Source organism: Microbacterium sp. WCS2018Hpa-9 (assembly GCF_031843745.1).
Lineage (GTDB): Bacteria > Actinomycetota > Actinomycetes > Actinomycetales > Microbacteriaceae > Microbacterium.
This window is the reverse complement of record NZ_JAVTIY010000003.1, coordinates 413,982-429,106: the sequence shown is the minus strand read 5'-3', so window position 1 is coordinate 429,106 and position 15,125 is coordinate 413,982. Positions and strand designations below refer to the sequence as shown.

The 15,125-nt window shown below is 70.3% G+C and carries 19 protein-coding genes; 11 read left to right on the top strand and 8 right to left on the bottom strand.

Annotated features, from left to right (window positions below; all coding sequences use genetic code 11):
• Nucleotides 1-47: 47 nt before the first annotated feature.
• On the bottom strand, nucleotides 48-785 hold the full coding sequence (locus tag RQG82_RS08775; RefSeq protein ID WP_311258709.1) for a GntR family transcriptional regulator: 738 nt from the start codon (nucleotides 783-785) through the stop codon (nucleotides 48-50).
• A 248-nt stretch (nucleotides 786-1,033) separates the two neighbouring features.
• Here RQG82_RS08775 and RQG82_RS08770 point away from each other — a divergent pair, with 248 nt between their 5' ends.
• The 6 genes from RQG82_RS08770 to RQG82_RS08745 all read left to right on the top strand — a co-directional run bounded on the left by RQG82_RS08770 (nucleotide 1,034) and on the right by RQG82_RS08745 (nucleotide 5,491).
• Entirely contained in the window at nucleotides 1,034-1,723 is a 690-nt protein-coding gene (locus tag RQG82_RS08770; RefSeq protein ID WP_311258708.1) for an HAD family phosphatase, read from the top strand.
• Between the two features lie 9 nt (nucleotides 1,724-1,732).
• Nucleotides 1,733-2,644 (top strand): EI24 domain-containing protein, encoded by a 912-nt coding sequence (locus tag RQG82_RS08765; protein ID WP_311258707.1) that lies wholly within the window; start codon nucleotides 1,733-1,735, stop codon nucleotides 2,642-2,644.
• Nucleotides 2,644-3,417: a DNA-formamidopyrimidine glycosylase family protein gene (locus RQG82_RS08760; protein ID WP_311258706.1), complete on the top strand. Its 774-nt coding sequence runs from the start codon at nucleotides 2,644-2,646 to the stop codon at nucleotides 3,415-3,417. Before RQG82_RS08765 ends, RQG82_RS08760 begins: the two co-directional genes overlap by 1 nt.
• Nucleotides 3,418-3,499: 82 nt before the next feature.
• Complete coding sequence (locus RQG82_RS08755) at nucleotides 3,500-3,907, top strand: DapH/DapD/GlmU-related protein (RefSeq protein ID WP_042540126.1); 408 nt, start codon at nucleotides 3,500-3,502, stop codon at nucleotides 3,905-3,907.
• A gap of 54 nt (nucleotides 3,908-3,961) precedes the next feature.
• Nucleotides 3,962-4,702 (top strand): LysR substrate-binding domain-containing protein, encoded by a 741-nt coding sequence (locus RQG82_RS08750; RefSeq protein WP_311258705.1) that lies wholly within the window; start codon nucleotides 3,962-3,964, stop codon nucleotides 4,700-4,702.
• Between the two features lie 66 nt (nucleotides 4,703-4,768).
• Nucleotides 4,769-5,491 carry a glutamine amidotransferase-related protein gene (locus tag RQG82_RS08745; RefSeq protein ID WP_311258704.1) on the top strand — a complete coding sequence of 241 codons (723 nt, stop codon included), beginning with the start codon at nucleotides 4,769-4,771 and terminating at the stop codon, nucleotides 5,489-5,491.
• Nucleotides 5,492-5,539: 48 nt separating this feature from the next.
• Here the strand turns inward: RQG82_RS08745 and RQG82_RS08740 are convergent, their stop codons facing one another.
• Complete coding sequence (locus RQG82_RS08740; RefSeq protein ID WP_311258703.1) at nucleotides 5,540-5,998, bottom strand: glutaminase; 459 nt, start codon at nucleotides 5,996-5,998, stop codon at nucleotides 5,540-5,542.
• Nucleotides 5,995-7,209: a cation:proton antiporter gene (locus RQG82_RS08735; protein ID WP_311258702.1), complete on the bottom strand. Its 1,215-nt coding sequence runs from the start codon at nucleotides 7,207-7,209 to the stop codon at nucleotides 5,995-5,997. The genes RQG82_RS08740 and RQG82_RS08735 overlap by 4 nt, the downstream gene beginning before the upstream one ends.
• A gap of 86 nt (nucleotides 7,210-7,295) precedes the next feature.
• On the opposite strand from RQG82_RS08735, the gene purU reads away from it, so the two are divergent.
• Nucleotides 7,296-8,147 (top strand): formyltetrahydrofolate deformylase, encoded by an 852-nt coding sequence (purU, locus tag RQG82_RS08730; RefSeq protein ID WP_311258701.1) that lies wholly within the window; start codon nucleotides 7,296-7,298, stop codon nucleotides 8,145-8,147.
• Nucleotide 8,148: 1 nt separating this feature from the next.
• Here purU and RQG82_RS08725 read toward each other — a convergent pair whose 3' ends face one another.
• Nucleotides 8,149-9,195, bottom strand: a complete 1,047-nt coding sequence (locus tag RQG82_RS08725; RefSeq protein WP_311258700.1) for a DUF561 domain-containing protein — start codon at nucleotides 9,193-9,195, stop codon at nucleotides 8,149-8,151.
• 105 nt (nucleotides 9,196-9,300) lie between these two features.
• On the opposite strand from RQG82_RS08725, the gene RQG82_RS08720 reads away from it, so the two are divergent.
• Together RQG82_RS08720 and RQG82_RS08715 are read left to right on the top strand one after the other, a co-directional pair.
• Complete coding sequence (locus RQG82_RS08720) at nucleotides 9,301-9,573, top strand: DUF6412 domain-containing protein (RefSeq protein WP_311258699.1); 273 nt, start codon at nucleotides 9,301-9,303, stop codon at nucleotides 9,571-9,573.
• Nucleotides 9,574-9,635: 62 nt separating this feature from the next.
• A complete protein-coding gene (locus tag RQG82_RS08715) occupies nucleotides 9,636-10,397 on the top strand; it encodes a membrane protein insertase YidC (protein ID WP_311258698.1) in 762 nt (253 codons plus the stop codon).
• Between the two features lie 10 nt (nucleotides 10,398-10,407).
• Here RQG82_RS08715 and RQG82_RS08710 read toward each other — a convergent pair whose 3' ends face one another.
• The 3 genes from RQG82_RS08710 to RQG82_RS08700 form a co-directional block, all read right to left on the bottom strand.
• A complete protein-coding gene (locus tag RQG82_RS08710; RefSeq protein WP_311258697.1) occupies nucleotides 10,408-11,376 on the bottom strand; it encodes an EamA family transporter in 969 nt (322 codons plus the stop codon).
• A 44-nt stretch (nucleotides 11,377-11,420) separates the two neighbouring features.
• Complete coding sequence (locus RQG82_RS08705) at nucleotides 11,421-12,305, bottom strand: SDR family oxidoreductase (protein ID WP_311258696.1); 885 nt, start codon at nucleotides 12,303-12,305, stop codon at nucleotides 11,421-11,423.
• Between the two features lie 157 nt (nucleotides 12,306-12,462).
• Nucleotides 12,463-12,807: an ATP-dependent DNA ligase gene (locus tag RQG82_RS08700; RefSeq protein ID WP_311258695.1), complete on the bottom strand. Its 345-nt coding sequence runs from the start codon at nucleotides 12,805-12,807 to the stop codon at nucleotides 12,463-12,465.
• A gap of 148 nt (nucleotides 12,808-12,955) precedes the next feature.
• Here RQG82_RS08700 and RQG82_RS08695 point away from each other — a divergent pair, with 148 nt between their 5' ends.
• Nucleotides 12,956-13,477, top strand: a complete 522-nt coding sequence (locus tag RQG82_RS08695; protein ID WP_311258694.1) for an FHA domain-containing protein — start codon at nucleotides 12,956-12,958, stop codon at nucleotides 13,475-13,477.
• The gene (locus tag RQG82_RS08690) at nucleotides 13,474-14,004 is read left to right on the top strand and encodes a CinA family protein (protein WP_311258693.1); all 531 of its coding nucleotides are present in this window, start codon (nucleotides 13,474-13,476) and stop codon (nucleotides 14,002-14,004) included. Before RQG82_RS08695 ends, RQG82_RS08690 begins: the two co-directional genes overlap by 4 nt.
• Before the next feature lie 25 nt (nucleotides 14,005-14,029).
• On the opposite strand, the gene RQG82_RS08685 is transcribed toward RQG82_RS08690, so the two are convergent.
• The gene (locus RQG82_RS08685; protein WP_311258692.1) at nucleotides 14,030-15,118 is read right to left on the bottom strand and encodes an alcohol dehydrogenase catalytic domain-containing protein; all 1,089 of its coding nucleotides are present in this window, start codon (nucleotides 15,116-15,118) and stop codon (nucleotides 14,030-14,032) included.
• Between the last annotated feature and the right edge of the window lie 7 nt (nucleotides 15,119-15,125).

Here is a 15,125-nt window from a genome sequence, read left to right as displayed (position 1 = left end):
CACCGCAGAGGACCCGGCCGGTTCGATAGGCGGGTCGTCGGCTCGCCTCAGTTGGCCTGTCTCGTCAGAGAGGTGCCCTGCAGAGATGCCTGCACCTGGAACGACATGGTGTCTGCCAGATACCGGTCGTCCCCCGCTTCGATGGCGCGACCGTCTGCCGCGTAGCTGACCCGATTCACGCGGAGCAGGGGGCTCGAGCGCCGCACCTCGAGCAGCCGCGCGTCTTCGCTGGACGCGGCGATCGCATCGATCGAGTGCTCCCCGTGCACCATGCGCACGCCGTGGCGCTCTTCGAGCGCGCCGACGACCGACGACTCCTCAGGCGACAGCGCTTCGATCATCGGCGCGATCCACGCGGGATAGGCCGTGCGCTCGAGCATCACGACGCGTCGGTTGAGCAGGCGCAGTCGCACGACCTCGAGCACGTCACCGGCGCGGGACCCACCGCGCAGCTGCCTCAGCTCGAGGGCTGTGGGGGCTCTGCGGCGCTGCGACACCACTCGTCCCCCTGGCTCCATCCCGCGGCTCCGCGCCCACTGCGCGAACGACCGCATCTCCGAGAGGCGCTGACTCTGCACGGTGGTGCGCACGAGCCATCCCGATCCGCGGCGGGGCGCGATCGCTCCCTGACGGGCGAGCAGCACGAGCGCGTTGCGCACCGTGCCGCGGGAGACTCCGTAGGTGCGGGAGAGCTGTTCCTCGGGCGGCAGCATCCCGCCCTCGTCGAACGCCCCGTCGATGATCTGGATGCTCAGATCGCGCGCGATCTGTCGATAGCGATGCATGTGACGTCTCCTCCCGACCTCGCCGCCCGGAACAGGGCTGGCACGCCGCCGTCAGCGTATCCGCGCTCGGCGGGTGGAAAGTCCTCTGCCGACCAGCGCGCTGCACACGTGCACGCACCTGTCCATCGGACTTCAGCCGCCGGCCGACGGGCGTTCACCGGGAGTTCTCGGACGGACGCCGTGCCGCTCGCCTCGTCCGGTCGGATGGGCTGAGCGGTCCCTCGAGGTCGCAGACCGGAGGACGCCCCATGCTCGACCGAACGCCGCGCTCAGCTGATGCGCCACGAGCCGAGTGGGCAGTGCTCAGCGACATGGACGGCACGCTTCTCGACACCGAGAGCACCTGGCTGGTCGTCGTCGAAGAGTTCGTGCGTCGGCACAGCGGGGCGAACGACCCCGCTCTCGTCTCAGCCCTGGAGGGCCTCGACCTCCACCGCGCGGCGGCCACCCTGCGCAGCCGCCTGTCGCTCGAGATGACAACGTCGGCGGTCGCTGAGGAGCTCGATCGACGGTCGCTCGAGGCGTATGCCGGCGGCGTCTCCTGGACACCCGGCGCTCGACCGTTGCTGGTCGCACTCGCAGCCGCACAGGTGCCGCTGGCTCTCGTGACCTCCTCCCCCCGGCACTGGGTGGAGCGATTCGCGCAGACCGTCGACCTCTCGGTGTTCGACGTGATCGTGACGGCAGACGACACCCCGCGCACGAAACCCGCGCCGGATCCCTACCTGCGCGCCGCCGAGGCTCTCGGCCTTCCGGCGCACCGATGCGTCGCACTCGAGGATTCCGTCGTCGGCGCGACATCCGCCATGGCCGCCGGCTGCACGACCGTCGTCGTCGGAGACGGCACCCGCGTTCCGGCCACTCTTCACGTCGCATCGCTGGTCGCGGTGGATGTTCGGATGCTGCGCGCGGTCGCCAGAGGAACGATGCCCTCCTAGGCTGGACGCATGATCGGGGAGTTCGTCTACGGCATCCGCACTCTGCTGCGCGGCTTCGGCACCTGGCGACGGCGCCCCGGCCTGATGGCCCTCGGACTCGTGCCGGGACTCATCGCGGCGGTGGTGCTGCTCGCCGGTCTCGTGCCGCTCGCCCTGTCGCTCGCGCCGATCTCCGACGCCATCACACCCTTCGCAGACGGCTGGATCCCCGCCTGGCGATCCGTCTTCAGAGCCGCTGTCGGCATCGTGATCTTCGCCGCTGCCCTCGCTCTCGCGAGCGCCGTGTTCAGCGCCCTCGCCCTGGCCATCGGCGACCCGTTCTATCAGCGCATCTGGCGTGCGGTCGAGGCTGACCTCGGCGACGCGCCGCCCTCCGACGGCGGCGGATTCTGGATGGCGGTCGGTGAGGGACTGCGGTTGGTGCTCCTCGGCATCCTGATCGCGATCTTCGTGCTGCTGCTCGGGCTCGTCCCGCTCGTGGGAGGCATCCTCGCGGCGGTCGGCGGCGTCGTGCTGTCGGGGCGGATGCTCGCACGCGAGCTCACGCAACGGGCCTTCGACGCCCGCGAACTCACTCCTGCCGACCGTGCGGTGCTGTTCCGCGGCAATCGCGCGCGGGTGCTCGGCTTCGGCGTCGCGACGCAGCTGTGCTTCCTGATTCCCGGCGGTGCGGTCGCCGTCATGCCCGCCGCCGTCGCAGGCGCCACGACTCTCGCCCGCACCATGCTGGAGCGCACTCCCCTGCCGCAGCAGACCCCGCTGCAGCCCGCACCGCCTCAGTCCGCACCGCCTCAGCCCGCACAGCCTCAGCCCGCACAGCCTCAGTCCGCACCGCCCGCACCGCCCGCACCGCCCGCACCGCCCGCACCGGGCAGCGTCTCCGCGCCCCTGCCGCCGCCCGCCGGATCAGGGCACGTCTGATGCCGGAGGGCGACACCGTCTTCCGCACGGCCAGACGTCTCGACGAGGCGCTGGTCGGCGCCGAGGTGGCGCGCTTCGACCTCCGCGTCCCGCGCTTCGCGACCCTCGATCCGACGGGTCAGCCGATCGTCTCCTCGATCGCCCGCGGCAAGCACCTGCTGCTGCGCATCGGCGACAGCACACTGCATTCCCATCTGCGCATGGATGGGGCCTGGCTGGTCTACCGGGCGGGTGAGAAGTGGCGGCATCCGGCGTTCAAGGTGCGCGCGATCGTCGGCACCGCGCAGCGAGAGGCGGTGGGCATCGACCTCGCCGAGATCGAGGTGGTGCCGACCCGCGACGAAGACGAGCTCGTCGGATACCTCGGGCCCGATCCCCTCGGCCCCGACTGGGACGCCGCCGAAGCCGCCAGACGCGTGAGCGCCGACTCCCGCAGCATCCACGTCGCCCTGCTCGACCAGCGCAACGTCGCAGGGTTCGGCAACGAGTACGCCGCCGAACTCCTGTTCCTGCGCGGGATCCTGCCGACCACCCCCGCGCCGGAGGTCGACGTGCCCGCGCTGCTCGACCTCGGCGTGCGCACGATCCGAGCAAACCGCGACCGTCGGCACCGGACCTTCACCGGAGTCGATCGACCCGGCCAGGGAACGTGGGTCTACGGCCGTGCCGGCAAGCCCTGCCGTCGCTGCGGAACCCTCATCAAGCGGGGCGAACTGGGTGCGGATCCGACCCGTGAGCGCATCACCTTCTGGTGCCCCGCGTGTCAGCGATGACCCGCATCCATGCTCGGGAATGAATCTGGCACACCCGTGGTTATTGATATATCCGGAGCACTCCGGAACACGGGGAGGAATCGTGGGCAAGAACTACGTCGACATCGAGAACGACCAGGGCGCGACGCTGCGGTATCGCAAGCACGCCAACGGTCGCGGTCTCGTCGCGCATGGCGCGAAGGTCCATCCGAAGGCGCATGTTGAGGCGGGCGCTTACATCGAACCCGGCGCGCGTATCGGCGCGGGAGCGACCATCGCCCGCGGCGCATGGATCGAACCGGATGCCGTGATCGGCGAGGGTGCGCACGTCGACGCGCACGCACACATCGGCCAGGGCGCTGCCGTCGGAGACGGCGCGCACATCGGGGTCCGCACCGAAGTCGGGGCAGGTGCCCGCATCGTGCGCGGCGCTCGCATCGGCGACGACGAGACGGTCGCCGCCGGACTGACGGTCGCCACCGACCCGAAGGGGCTGTGGCTCGCGGCCTGATCACGGCCGCGATCTCAGACCGTCTCACCGCCTGCGCCGGGTATCCTGGAGCACATGGCGACTCAGGGACGACGACCGGCAGGGCGTGCCGGCAAAGGCTCGCCCGTGCGACGCAACAGGGCGGCACCGGCACAGCGATTCCCGCCGCCCAAGCCGCCGAAGAAGACCGCCAAGGTCGTGTTCGATGCGCCGGAACCCGAATCCGACGAGCCGCGCACGTTCCGGCTCGGAGTCATCCCGGGCGCCACGCCAGGCAAGTGGATCGACGCCTGGAAGCAGCGCATGCCGCACGTGCCGGTCGAACTCGTGCCGATCGAGGTCGCCGATCAGCGCGAGGCGCTCGACGGCCTCGACGCGGCGCTGGTGCGCCTGCCGCTGGCCGACGAGCCCCTGCACGTCATCACCCTGTATGACGAAGTGCCCGTCGTGGTCGCCTCGATCGATTCGCACCTGCTCGTGGCCGACGAGCTGACCATCGCCGACCTCGCCGGTGAGATCGTGATGATCCCCACCGACGGCCCGCTGGGTCCGATCGACATCCCCGGTGCCGTCTCACCGTCGTTCGCGTCGCTGCCGGTCGAAGAAGCCATCGCGACCGCTGCCACCGGAACCGGGATCCTGATCGTCCCCATGTCGCTCGCGCGGATGCACCATCGCAAGGATGTCGACCACCGGCCTCTGGTCGACGGTCCGACGTCGACGGTCGCCCTGGCCTGGCACCGCGACCACACGACCCCCGATGTCGAGACGTTCATCGGAATCGTGCGCGGTCGCACATCCAACTCGTCACGATGACTCGAGCGTGACGTCTCGATGACCACGGTGACGGCGGCCCCCTCCCGTCGTCGTTAGACTCTCGTGGTGGTCTCGCTTCTCTACGTCTGTGTGCGCCCCGAGCTCGGGGCGGCGGATGCCGAGCACGCCTCGTTCCGGCGGGCGCTCGGCGTCGACGTCGTCGACCGCCTCGACCTGCTCACCGAACCCCTCGACCCTGCCCGCCTCGCACGGTACAGCGGTGTCGTGGTCGGCGGCTCGCCCTTCAACGTGAGCGACGCCGAGAAGTCTGCAGTGCAGCTCCGCGTCGAAGCAGATCTCGAGCACATCGCTCGACGAGCCATCGAGGGCCGGATCGCGGTCTTCTTCACCTGCTTCAGCATCGGCGTGGTGACGCGGATGCTGGGTGGCGAGGTCACCACGGACACCCCTGAGAGGGCCAGCGCCACCGTGATCGAGACGACCGAGGCCGGCGCAGCGGATCCGGTGTTCGGCCCGAGCTCCCCCGCCCTCACCGTCTTCACCGCCCACAAGGAGAGTGCCGCCGCTCTGCCGCAGGGTGCAGTGCTGCTCGCGACGAACGACACCTGCCCGGTGCAGGCCTATCGGGTCGGTACTCACCTCTACACGGCGCAGTTCCACCCTGAGCCGACCCCCAGGGACTTCGCCGATCGGATGACGTTCTACCGCACCACCGGATACTTCGACCCCGACGAGTTCGACGCCGTGCAGGGGCAGGTGCTCTCGGCATCGGTCACAGAGGGCGCGGCTCTGCTGCGCCGCTTCGCGCAGACGTTCGCCGCAGCCTGACACCGAGCGGATCAGCGTCAGGCGACCCGCGCCAGACGGCCTGCGGCCTCAGCCGCGCAGCAGCTCCACACGTTCGCGAAGGTATGCCTCCAACGGCATCCATCCTCCGGCGCTGCTCCACCGCACCGAAGGAACCTCGTCGATCATCGCGAGCGGGCCCGATGACCCACCTGCATCCACCGCGTCGAGGTCGATCACCGACCACCCGACGTGCACGACGTCGCCCTCGTCGAACCCGCCCTTCAGCGCCAGCGCGCGTCGCTCGGCGCGCTCACGCGCGGACTCGGCCGTGTAGCCGCGGCGGCCGGGGTCCGCAGCGCGCAGCACCTCGGCGGTCGCCAGAGCATGCGTATCGGTGAGCAGCAGCACTCCGATGTGCCAAGCCGCACCCACGCGCACGATGCGGCGCCCGCGCCACCGCGACTCGCGCTCTTCGCCGAGCCCCTCCTGCGGCAGGCCAGAGAGCGCGCGCACCGCCTCGGCGATCAGCGCGGATGCCGTCGTCACAGCTCGCCCTGGGGTGTCGCGCGAACCAGTGTGGGGTCGACCAGGCGCGCTGCGTCACCGCGGAGCAGCATGCCGAGCAGCGGGAACAGCAGCACCGACAGCATCCCCGCCCCGACGAGCGCTGCGGCCGTGCCGGTGTCGATCATCTTCTGATCCACCCCGATGGCCGTCACGGCGACGATGATGGGCAGGCCCGTGGCGGCCAGCAGCCCGAGCGCCGTGCGGTCCCTGACGCTCGCGCCCGGCGGGGCGGAGAGCTGCGCGGTGGTGCCGCGCAGTGCGAGCAGCGCGACGAGGAACAGCGGCAGCATCAGCATCGCCGACGACGAGCTGGTGAGCGCCTCGAGGTCGAAGTTCACGCCGGTGTACAGGAAGAAGATCGGCACGAAGAGGCCGAACGCGATGGCCTCGAGTTTGGTCTCCATCGCCGCTGCGTCCTTCTCGGGCGCCCGCGCCATGATGATGCGCCAGATCGCTCCCGCGACGAACGCACCGAGCAGCATGTCGAGATCGAGCATGACGCTGAGACCGACCAGCGACGCGATGAGCAGCAGCACGAAGCGCACGCCGAACTGGTCTGAGGTGTGCAGTGTGGCGCGCACGAACGCGTGCAGACGCCCGTGCTGCATCCGATGGGCCATCAGCACGGCGAACCCGGCCAGCGCCACGAAGGCCAGCAGCACCGCGGTGGCGAGCGGCGTGGTGCGGGTGCTGAGGAAGAGCGAGATCGCGATCAGCGGCAGGAACTCGCCGACGGCCCCGATCACGGTGACCGCACGGCCGAACGGGGTGTCCGTCTCCTTCGCGTCCCGCAGGATCGGCATCAGCGTGCCCAGTGCGGTGGAGCTGAGGGCGATGGCGATCACGACCATCCCCTCGCCGGGTGCGAGGAAGAAGCCGATCGCTATGCCGAGCACGACGCTGATGCCCCAGCCGATCGAGGCCCGCGCGAGCGGGCGCCCTGAGACGGCGCGGAAGTCGATCTCGGACCCGGCCATGAAGAAGAGCATCGCGAGACCGAAGTCGCTGAGCTTCTCGAGGATGGGCGTCGGCTCGACCCAGCCCAGCACGGCCGGCCCCGCGAGAATCCCCAACACGAGCTCGAACACGATGATCGGCACCCGGATGACCGGTCGGATGCCGCGCGCGAGCAGCGGCGCTGCCACGGCGAGCAGCGGGATCAGCACCAGTCCGAGATCGCCCGCGTCCACGCTCCCAGAGTAGCGACCCGGCAGCGACGATTCGCCCGGTGGTCGCATCCACGGCAGAATCGATGCACACCCCCGAGGAGCCCCCCATGTCTCAGCCCGACACCGCCCGCCTGCTGATCGCCTGCGACGATCAGCCCGGCATCGTCGCCGCCGTCGCCGGAGTGCTCTCCGCCCACGGCGCGAACATCATCTCCCTCGACCAGCACTCCACCGACTCCGAGGGTGGTCGGTTCTTCCAGCGCACCGTGATCCACCTGCCCGGGCTCTCAGCCGCCCGCACGGCGCTGGAGGCCGACATCGCGCCGATCGCCGAGCGCTTCGGCATGGAGTGGTCGCTGCACGACACCGCCCGCCGCAAGCGGGTCGCGATCTTCGTGTCGAAGTACGACCACTGCTTGATGGAGCTGCTGTGGCGCACGCAGCGCGGCCAGCTCGACATCGACGTGACGATGGTGGTCTCGAACCACCCCGACCTCGCCGAGTCGGTGCGCTCGTTCGGAGTGCCGTTCGTGCACATCCCCTCGGGCGACAAGCAGGCGATGGAGCAGCGTCAGCTCGAGATGCTCCGCGGCAACGTCGATCTCGTCGTCCTCGCCCGATACATGCAGATCCTGAGCGACGACTTCATCACGGGTCTCGGCGCCCCCGTCATCAACATCCACCACTCGTTCCTGCCCGCCTTCATCGGGGCCAACCCGTATGCCAGGGCGAAGGACCGCGGCGTCAAACTGATCGGGGCGACCGCCCACTACGCGACGGCCGACCTCGACGAGGGACCGATCATCGAGCAGGACGTCACGCGCGTCACGCACTCCGAGTCGGCGGCCGAGCTGCAGCGCCGCGGCGCCGATGTCGAGCGCCTCGTGCTCGCGCGCGCCGTGCAGTGGCATGCCGAGGACCGTGTGATCGTGCACGGCCGCTCGACCGTCATCCTCTGATTCAGGGCTTCTGCGGCACCCCGGCGACCAGCTCGGCGAAGGCCTCCGCAGCGGTCGCATAGCGGGCGAGCGGTGCGCCCTGACCCATCCAGAGCGACTGCAGCTCGCCGAGGTTCTGCTCGCCCGCCGCAGCCCGGAATCGCCCGGTGAGCCAGTTCTGCATCGGGAACGGGGCGATGGTTCCACTCGCCTCGATCGCCCGCACCGCACGGTTGCGCGCCCCGCGGGCGAGGCGGCCGCTCATCGCCCGCGTGAGAACGGTGCCGTCGGCGGGTGTCGAACGGATGGCGTCGCGATGCGCCTGGTTCACAGCCGACTCGGCGGTCGCCAGAAAGGCCGTGCCGACCTGCACGCCCGAAGCACCGAGCGCGAAGGCGGCTGCGACGCCGCGCCGATCAGCGATGCCGCCGGCCGCGATGACCGGCACATCGACGGCGTCGACGACCTGCGGCACGAGGGAGAAGGTGCCGACGAGCGACTCCTCGGCCGGTCGCAGGAACGACACGCGGTGACCTCCGGCCTCGAAGCCGGTCGCGATGACGGCGTCGACCCCCGCCTCGTCGAGAGCTGCGGCTTCGGAGACCGTCGTCGCTGTCGCCACGACGCGGATGCCGCGCCGATGCGCCTCCTCGACGAGTTCGCCGGAGGGGATGCCGAAGACCGTGCTGAGCACGGGCGGCGCCGACTCCCAGATCGCGTCGAGCTGCTCGTCGAGCGGGGGCACGTATCGCTCGGGGCGTGCCGGCACCTCGAGGCCGACTGCGTCGTAGAACGGCTGCAGCGCCTGCGCGAACACGGTGTGCTGCGGGTTCGGCTCGACCTCGTCGCCGGTCGGCAGCCAGATGTTCACGGCGAACGGGCGCGAGGTCGCCTCTCGCAACGACGAGACGATCGAGCGGATGCGGTCGCCGTCGTAGCCGTACAGCCCGAAGCCGCCGAGCCCACCTGCTTCGCTGACGGCTGCGGCGAGCGCGACCGACGAGAGCCCGCCGAACGGACCGAGGAAGACGGGGTGTTCGATGCCGAGCAGCGCACGCAGATCAGTCATGTGTCGAGGCTATCCCCGCTCCCCCGCTCCGAGGCGATCGGGGACGACCGATCCCGTGCTCGGATGCCGGTGATATTCTCGGCGTGAGGGATCAGGGAGGCGCGCGTGAGCGAGTGGTTCGGGCAGATGCTCGGCTTCGTCGCGGCCGCGCTCGGGATCATCGCGGTGCCCGATGCCGCTGCCCTCGGTGTGGCGATCGCGCTGATCGCCCTCACGACGCTCACGATCGTCGTCGCGTTGAGCCTGGCACCGCCCTCGCCGGGCACCGCTCCGCATCCGCTTCGCGCGATCGACGTCTCGACGCTGCTCGCGCAGAGCGATCCTGATGCCGCCGGTCACCCGCGCCCTCGTGCGCCGGGAGTCGCCGTTCCCGCGTAGTCCGTCCTCGTACGGGACTGCGCGGCTTTCGCCGACCCTTCCCGACACACGAACGGACTTCCATGGACATCTTCGCCTTCCCACCCCTGACCTTCCTCCTCGATGCGGCGTACGGCGCCCTCGCCGGGCTCTCCTCGCTGCTCGAACCTCTCGCCGGGGCATCCGCCGCAGCCCTCGCTGTGGTGCTCGTGACGCTTCTCGTGCGCGCCCTGCTGATTCCCGTCGGCGTCTCACAGGCGAAGGCCGAGCAGACCAGGGCGCGCCTCGCGCCCCGACTGCGCGAGCTGCAGCGCCGCCACAAGAAGAACCCCGAACGATTGCAGAAGGAGATGCTCGAGCTCTATCGCTCCGAGAACACGTCTCCGTTCGCCGGCATGCTGCCCGTCCTCGCCCAGGCGCCGGTCGTCGGCATCCTGTACACGCTGTTCATCCGCCCCGACATCGCGGGGCACGCCAACGACCTGCTCACACACGACCTGTTCGGTGCGCCGCTGGGCACGAGCCTCGTCTCGGCCGTCTTCGGCGGCACCGCGACGCCTGAGACGCTGCTGGTGTTCGGCGCCCTGATCGTCGTGATGATCGCGGTGGCCGAGATCACGCGGCGGGTCTTCCGGCCGGCGCCGGTCGATGACGATTCACCGCTGAACTCCCCGACGATGCTGAGGGTGACGAGCGCGCTGCACTATCTGACGGCCGTGTTCGCCGTGTTCGTGCCACTGGCAGCCGCGCTCTACCTCACGGTCACCGTCGTCTGGACGCTGGTGCAGCGCATGCTGCTGCGGCGTCGTTATCCCCTGCCCGTGCCGGCCGGGGTCAGCGCCTGACGTTCGACGCTCACTCGGGCAGCGGGATCGGCGCCGTGAACGGCCCGGTCTCGTCGCCGCGGCCCTCACCGTCCGCGCTGGTGTCGTCGTCTCGTGCGGCGGCATCGGCGCGGCGGCGCTGACGCCGCACGCCGAGAGTCGTGCCGATGCTCGCAGCGACGACCAGCGCGATCGCGAGCATCCTCAGCGGCGTCGCCGACTGCCCGAGGATCAGCCACCCTGCGAGCGTCGCGAACGCGGGCTCCAGGCTCAGCAGCACGCCGAACACGCGCTGCGGCAGACGGCGGAGTGCCGCGAGCTCGAAGCTGTAGGGAATCACCGACGACAGCACAGCCGTGACCGCGGCGAGCAGGAGCAGCTGCATGTCACCCGCGACGGTGACGGCCGCCGGCACCCCGACCGGGATCAGCAGCACCGCAGCCACGACGAGCCCGACCGCGAGCCCGCTGGTGCCGGGGATGATCGCTCCGACTCGGGCGCTCATGCGGATGTACATGGCCCAGAAAGCCGCCGCGATGAGGATGAAGATGACGCCCAGAGGGTCGAGCGGCTCGGCGCCGATCAGTCCGTCGACGAATAGCAGCACCATGCCGAGCAACGCGACGCCCACCCAGGCGGCATCGGCGAGGCGTCGGGTCAGCACGGCCGCCAGCACCAGCGGTCCGAGGAACTCGATCGCGACGGCCGGTCCGAGCGGGATGCGGTCGATGGCCGCGTAGAAGAAGCCGTTCATCGCGGCGAGCGAGACTCCGAACAGCAAGGCGGCGAGCCACTGGGCCTTCGTCCAGCGCACCGGTCGCGGGCGCACGATGGCGACCAGCAGCAACGCCGCGATCGCGACGCGCAGGGAGGTCACTCCCCACGGGCCGAGCACCGGGAACAGCTGTGCCGCGACCGCCGCCCCGAACGGCAGGGACAGGCAGGAGCAGACGACGAGTGCCACGCCCACGAGCGGGCGAGACGACGCGGACTGCTTCACCCCGCCAGCCTACGGCGCAGGGAGGTGGCCGCGAATTCGGGCGATCAGAGGTGCTTGCCTCCGGTGACCGCGAGCACCGCGCCGGAGGTGAACGACGACTCGGCCGAGGCGAGGTACACATACGCGCCGGCGAGCTCCGCCGGCTGCCCGGCGCGGCCGAGAGGCGTGTCGGAGCCGAAGGTCTTCACACGCTCGTCGCTCCATCCGGTGGCCGGGATCAGCGGCGTCCAGATGGGCCCGGGAGCGACGGCGTTCACGCGGATACCACGCTCGCCAGCCTCCTCGGCGAGCGCCTTCACGAACGCGACCTGCGCCGCCTTCGTCATCGCGTAGTCGATGAGGTTGGGCGAGGGCTCGAAGGCCTGCACGGACGACGTCACGATGATGCTCGAGCCCGGCTCCAGATGCGGGTACGCGGCCCTCGCCGAGTACAGCAGAGCGAACAGGTTCGTCTCGAACACGCGCCGCATCCTGTCGGTCTCGAGGTTCTCGAAGCCGTCGATGTCGTGCTGATATGCGGCGTTGAGCACCAGGATGTCCAACCCGCCGAGGCTGCTCCTCGTCTCTGCGACCACCTCCGTCGCGAACGCTTCGTCGCGCAGATCCCCGGCGAGGCTCAGCCCCTGCCTGCCTTCGGCGCGGACGAGTTCGATCGTCTCATCGGCATCCGACTGCTCCTCAGGCATGTGCACGATCGCCACGTCGGCTCCCTCGCGGGCGAAGGCGATCGCGACGGCCCGGCCGATTCCCGAGTCGCCGCCGGTGATCAGGGCTCGACGACCCTCGAGCCGCGCGTGACCCACGTACGACTTCTCGCCGTGGTCGGGAACCGGGCGCATCTGGTCGGTCAGCCCCGGCTGGTCCTGCTGCTGCGCGGGGAACTCCTCCTGGCGGTGCTGGCTGCGGGGGTCGGGCGTGCTGTCTGCCATGGTGTCTCCTCTTCCTCGCGACTCGCGGCCACCGTTCGTGGCGTGGGTCGGGCGTCAATCGAGACTCGCGGCCTCCCGACGCCCTCGGCAGGGGGTTGACAATCTTCGCCGCGATCGAGGATCGCGGCGTGGCAGGCGAACGGGTGTCTCGACCCGCTCAGGCCGTGGGAGCGGGCGGCGCGTCTTCGCCGGTGGCGGCGGGAGTCTCCTGCGGCTCGGGAACCAGATACAGACCGCTCGGAGCGTTGGCCGTGAATGCGAGCGCTTCGATCCAGGCCCGGTTGATCGACGGCTGCCGGCTGCCGAAGTACTTGAAGACGAGCGAACTGCCCGGCTGAACCCACACGGTCGTGCGGCCGCCTCCGACGCTGGCGTCCTCGCGCCAGCTGAACGGGAAAGGCTCCGCGCGGCGCAGCTTGGCGGTCATCACGAGCTGCAGGTGAGTGAGAGCGCGGTCCTCGATCTCGGTCTTCACGCTGCCCTCGTAGATGAACTTGCCCATTCCGCGTCTCCTCAGGTGTCCGGGTCTTCGCCCTGAATATTATGTCAACGGACGGGCTCATCACGTCGCGGAAACCGGCACCGAAGTCAACCCCCTGCGTGCGAATCGTCGGTCGCATATCCTGACAGGGACTGCGAGGAGACCCACCATGAACGCACGACACATCGACGACCGTTCCGACGAGGGCTACACCCCCACGACCACTCACGCCGAGTTCGGCGAGGGCAACCCCCGCCTGCGGGTCACCCGCGACGGAGAGCGCTCCGAGTTCGCGCTCGAGATCGACGTGGTGCGCATCGGCTCGGCCGCCGACAACGAGCTGCGACTCGAGGGCGCCGACCCCGTGCACGCGACCATCACGCACGACGACCGCGACGAGTACGTGCTCGAGCTGCACGGCGCGGGCGAGATGAACAGCAACCCCGACGCCACCGCCACGCACCCGGGTGACCGATCGCAGACACTGCGCACGGGTGCGCGCTTCACTGTCGGCGAGTGGGAGCTCGTCTACGCCCGCGACGAGTTCGCCGATCACGGTCGCCCCTTCGGCGGACGCCTCGGCGGGGAGTACTCCGATCAGCCCCTGCAGCCGCCGCGGCCCGACTACTCCGACGAGGCGAACATCGAATCGGACGCGCCGACGCACGCCGACTCCGCTGAGGAGAAGTGACGGCCGAGCAGTCGTCGCTGGATCACCTGAGCGAGGTCGCCGCTGAGCGCGGGCTGCGCATCTGCGTCGTCGAGTCTCTGACCTCGGGCCGTCTGGCGAGCACGATCGGCGCGGGTAACAATGCTGGCGACTGGTTCGCCGGCGGCATCGTCGCCTACCTCACCGATGTCAAAGAGAGCCTGCTCGGTCTCACACCGGGAACCGACCCGTGCTCGGCCGAGTGCGCCGAGCATCTCGCCGAGAGCGCGCGACGGCTCTTCGACGCCGACGTCTGCATCTCGACCACCGGCGTCGGAGGCCCCGATGCCGAGGGCGGGCACGACCCCGGCACCGTCTTCATCGGGTGGGCGACGGGCGACGGAGTCGGTCATCGGATGCTGGCGCTCACCGGCGATCCGCAGGACGTGCTCGACGAGACGGTCGACACCGCGATGCGGCTGCTCGCCTTCCATGCCGAGGGGATCAGGCCCGCGGGCCCTCGCCGCTCACGGTCGGCGTCGACCGTGCAGGACGAGGCAGTCAGCTGAGGCGCTCCCGCGAATCGCTCCGAATTCAGCGCCCCGGCACGAGGCCGATGCGCAGCGGCGCACCGGGAGCGGATGCCGCGGCGATCGCCTCGTCGATGGCCGCGAGCTGCCGCACCTCGCCGACCGCATCCGCGAACGGGTAGGCGCGTCCTCGTCCGGCGAGGAACCCGACAGCCTCGGCCAGTTCGGCTCCGGTGTAGTTGTGCACGCCGGTGACGGTCACCAGCCGACGCACGATGCTCTCGGCGTCGAGCGGCACGGGCTCGGCAGGGAAGACGCTTCCGACGAGCACGACCGTGCCCCCGGTGCCGACGCCCGCAAGCGCCTCCGACACGGCATGTCCCGAGGCCTCGATCACGACGTCCGGGTCGCGATCGATGCGGCCGGCACCGAAACGCGCCGCCAGAGCGAGCCGTGCGGGCGCGGGGTCGAGCACCTCGACCGTCGCGCCCAGTTCGACGGCGATCGCGGCGGCCGAGAGTCCGACGAGTCCTGCCCCATGGATGCGCACGGTTGCGCCCTCGAGGTCGTGATCGCGTGCCGCTCTGGCGACGGCAGCCCAGGCGGTCGCGGTCGCGCAGGATGCCGGCGCGAGCACCGAGGCGGGCAGCGACTCGGGCACCCGCACGATCGCGGTGCCCGCTCGCACCTGGACGTGCGTGCCGAAGGCTCCGGTGAGATCGCCGTGCACGCCGATGCGGTCGTGGCCGTATTTGCCCAGCGTGCGGCACTTCTGCGACATGCCCTGTGCGCACCGGTCGCAGGTGCCGCAGGAGATGGTCACCGACCAGACGACCCGGTCACCGATGCGCACCGGTGTGCCGTCGACGGCGACCGCCCCGGCATCGCCCATGGCGATCACGCGGCCGACGCTCTCATGGCCGAGCACCAGGGGCACCGGAGCCGATCGGCGACCCTGCACCGTGTGCATGTCGGACCCGCAGATGGTCGACATCTCGACCGCGATGAGCACGTCGTTCTCGCCGAGAGCGACGCCGGGCACCGCGATGGTCTCGTGCGGGTGGCCTTCGCCGATCCACACCATCGCTATGGCCGCGGGGCGCAGAGTGACGTCGCGGCGATGGCCTGGAGGTCGGATCAGCAGGGTTCCCATGTCAGAC

Excerpts from the sequence above, each read along its gene's own strand:
- RQG82_RS08775 (WP_311258709.1), bottom strand. The coding sequence starts at position 785 with ATGCATCGCTATCGACAGATCGCGCGCGATCTGAGCATCCAGATCATC.
- RQG82_RS08770 (WP_311258708.1), top strand. The coding sequence starts at position 1,034 with ATGCTCGACCGAACGCCGCGCTCAGCTGATGCGCCACGAGCCGAGTGG.
- RQG82_RS08765 (WP_311258707.1), top strand. The coding sequence starts at position 1,733 with ATGATCGGGGAGTTCGTCTACGGCATCCGCACTCTGCTGCGCGGCTTC.
- RQG82_RS08760 (WP_311258706.1), top strand. The coding sequence starts at position 2,644 with ATGCCGGAGGGCGACACCGTCTTCCGCACGGCCAGACGTCTCGACGAG.
- RQG82_RS08750 (WP_311258705.1), top strand. The coding sequence starts at position 3,962 with ATGGCGACTCAGGGACGACGACCGGCAGGGCGTGCCGGCAAAGGCTCG.
- purU (WP_311258701.1), top strand. The coding sequence starts at position 7,296 with ATGTCTCAGCCCGACACCGCCCGCCTGCTGATCGCCTGCGACGATCAG.
- RQG82_RS08725 (WP_311258700.1), bottom strand. The coding sequence starts at position 9,195 with ATGACTGATCTGCGTGCGCTGCTCGGCATCGAACACCCCGTCTTCCTC.
- RQG82_RS08715 (WP_311258698.1), top strand. The coding sequence starts at position 9,636 with ATGGACATCTTCGCCTTCCCACCCCTGACCTTCCTCCTCGATGCGGCG.
- RQG82_RS08705 (WP_311258696.1), bottom strand. The coding sequence starts at position 12,305 with ATGGCAGACAGCACGCCCGACCCCCGCAGCCAGCACCGCCAGGAGGAG.
- RQG82_RS08700 (WP_311258695.1), bottom strand. The coding sequence starts at position 12,807 with ATGGGCAAGTTCATCTACGAGGGCAGCGTGAAGACCGAGATCGAGGAC.
- RQG82_RS08695 (WP_311258694.1), top strand. The coding sequence starts at position 12,956 with ATGAACGCACGACACATCGACGACCGTTCCGACGAGGGCTACACCCCC.
- RQG82_RS08685 (WP_311258692.1), bottom strand. The coding sequence starts at position 15,118 with ATGGGAACCCTGCTGATCCGACCTCCAGGCCATCGCCGCGACGTCACT.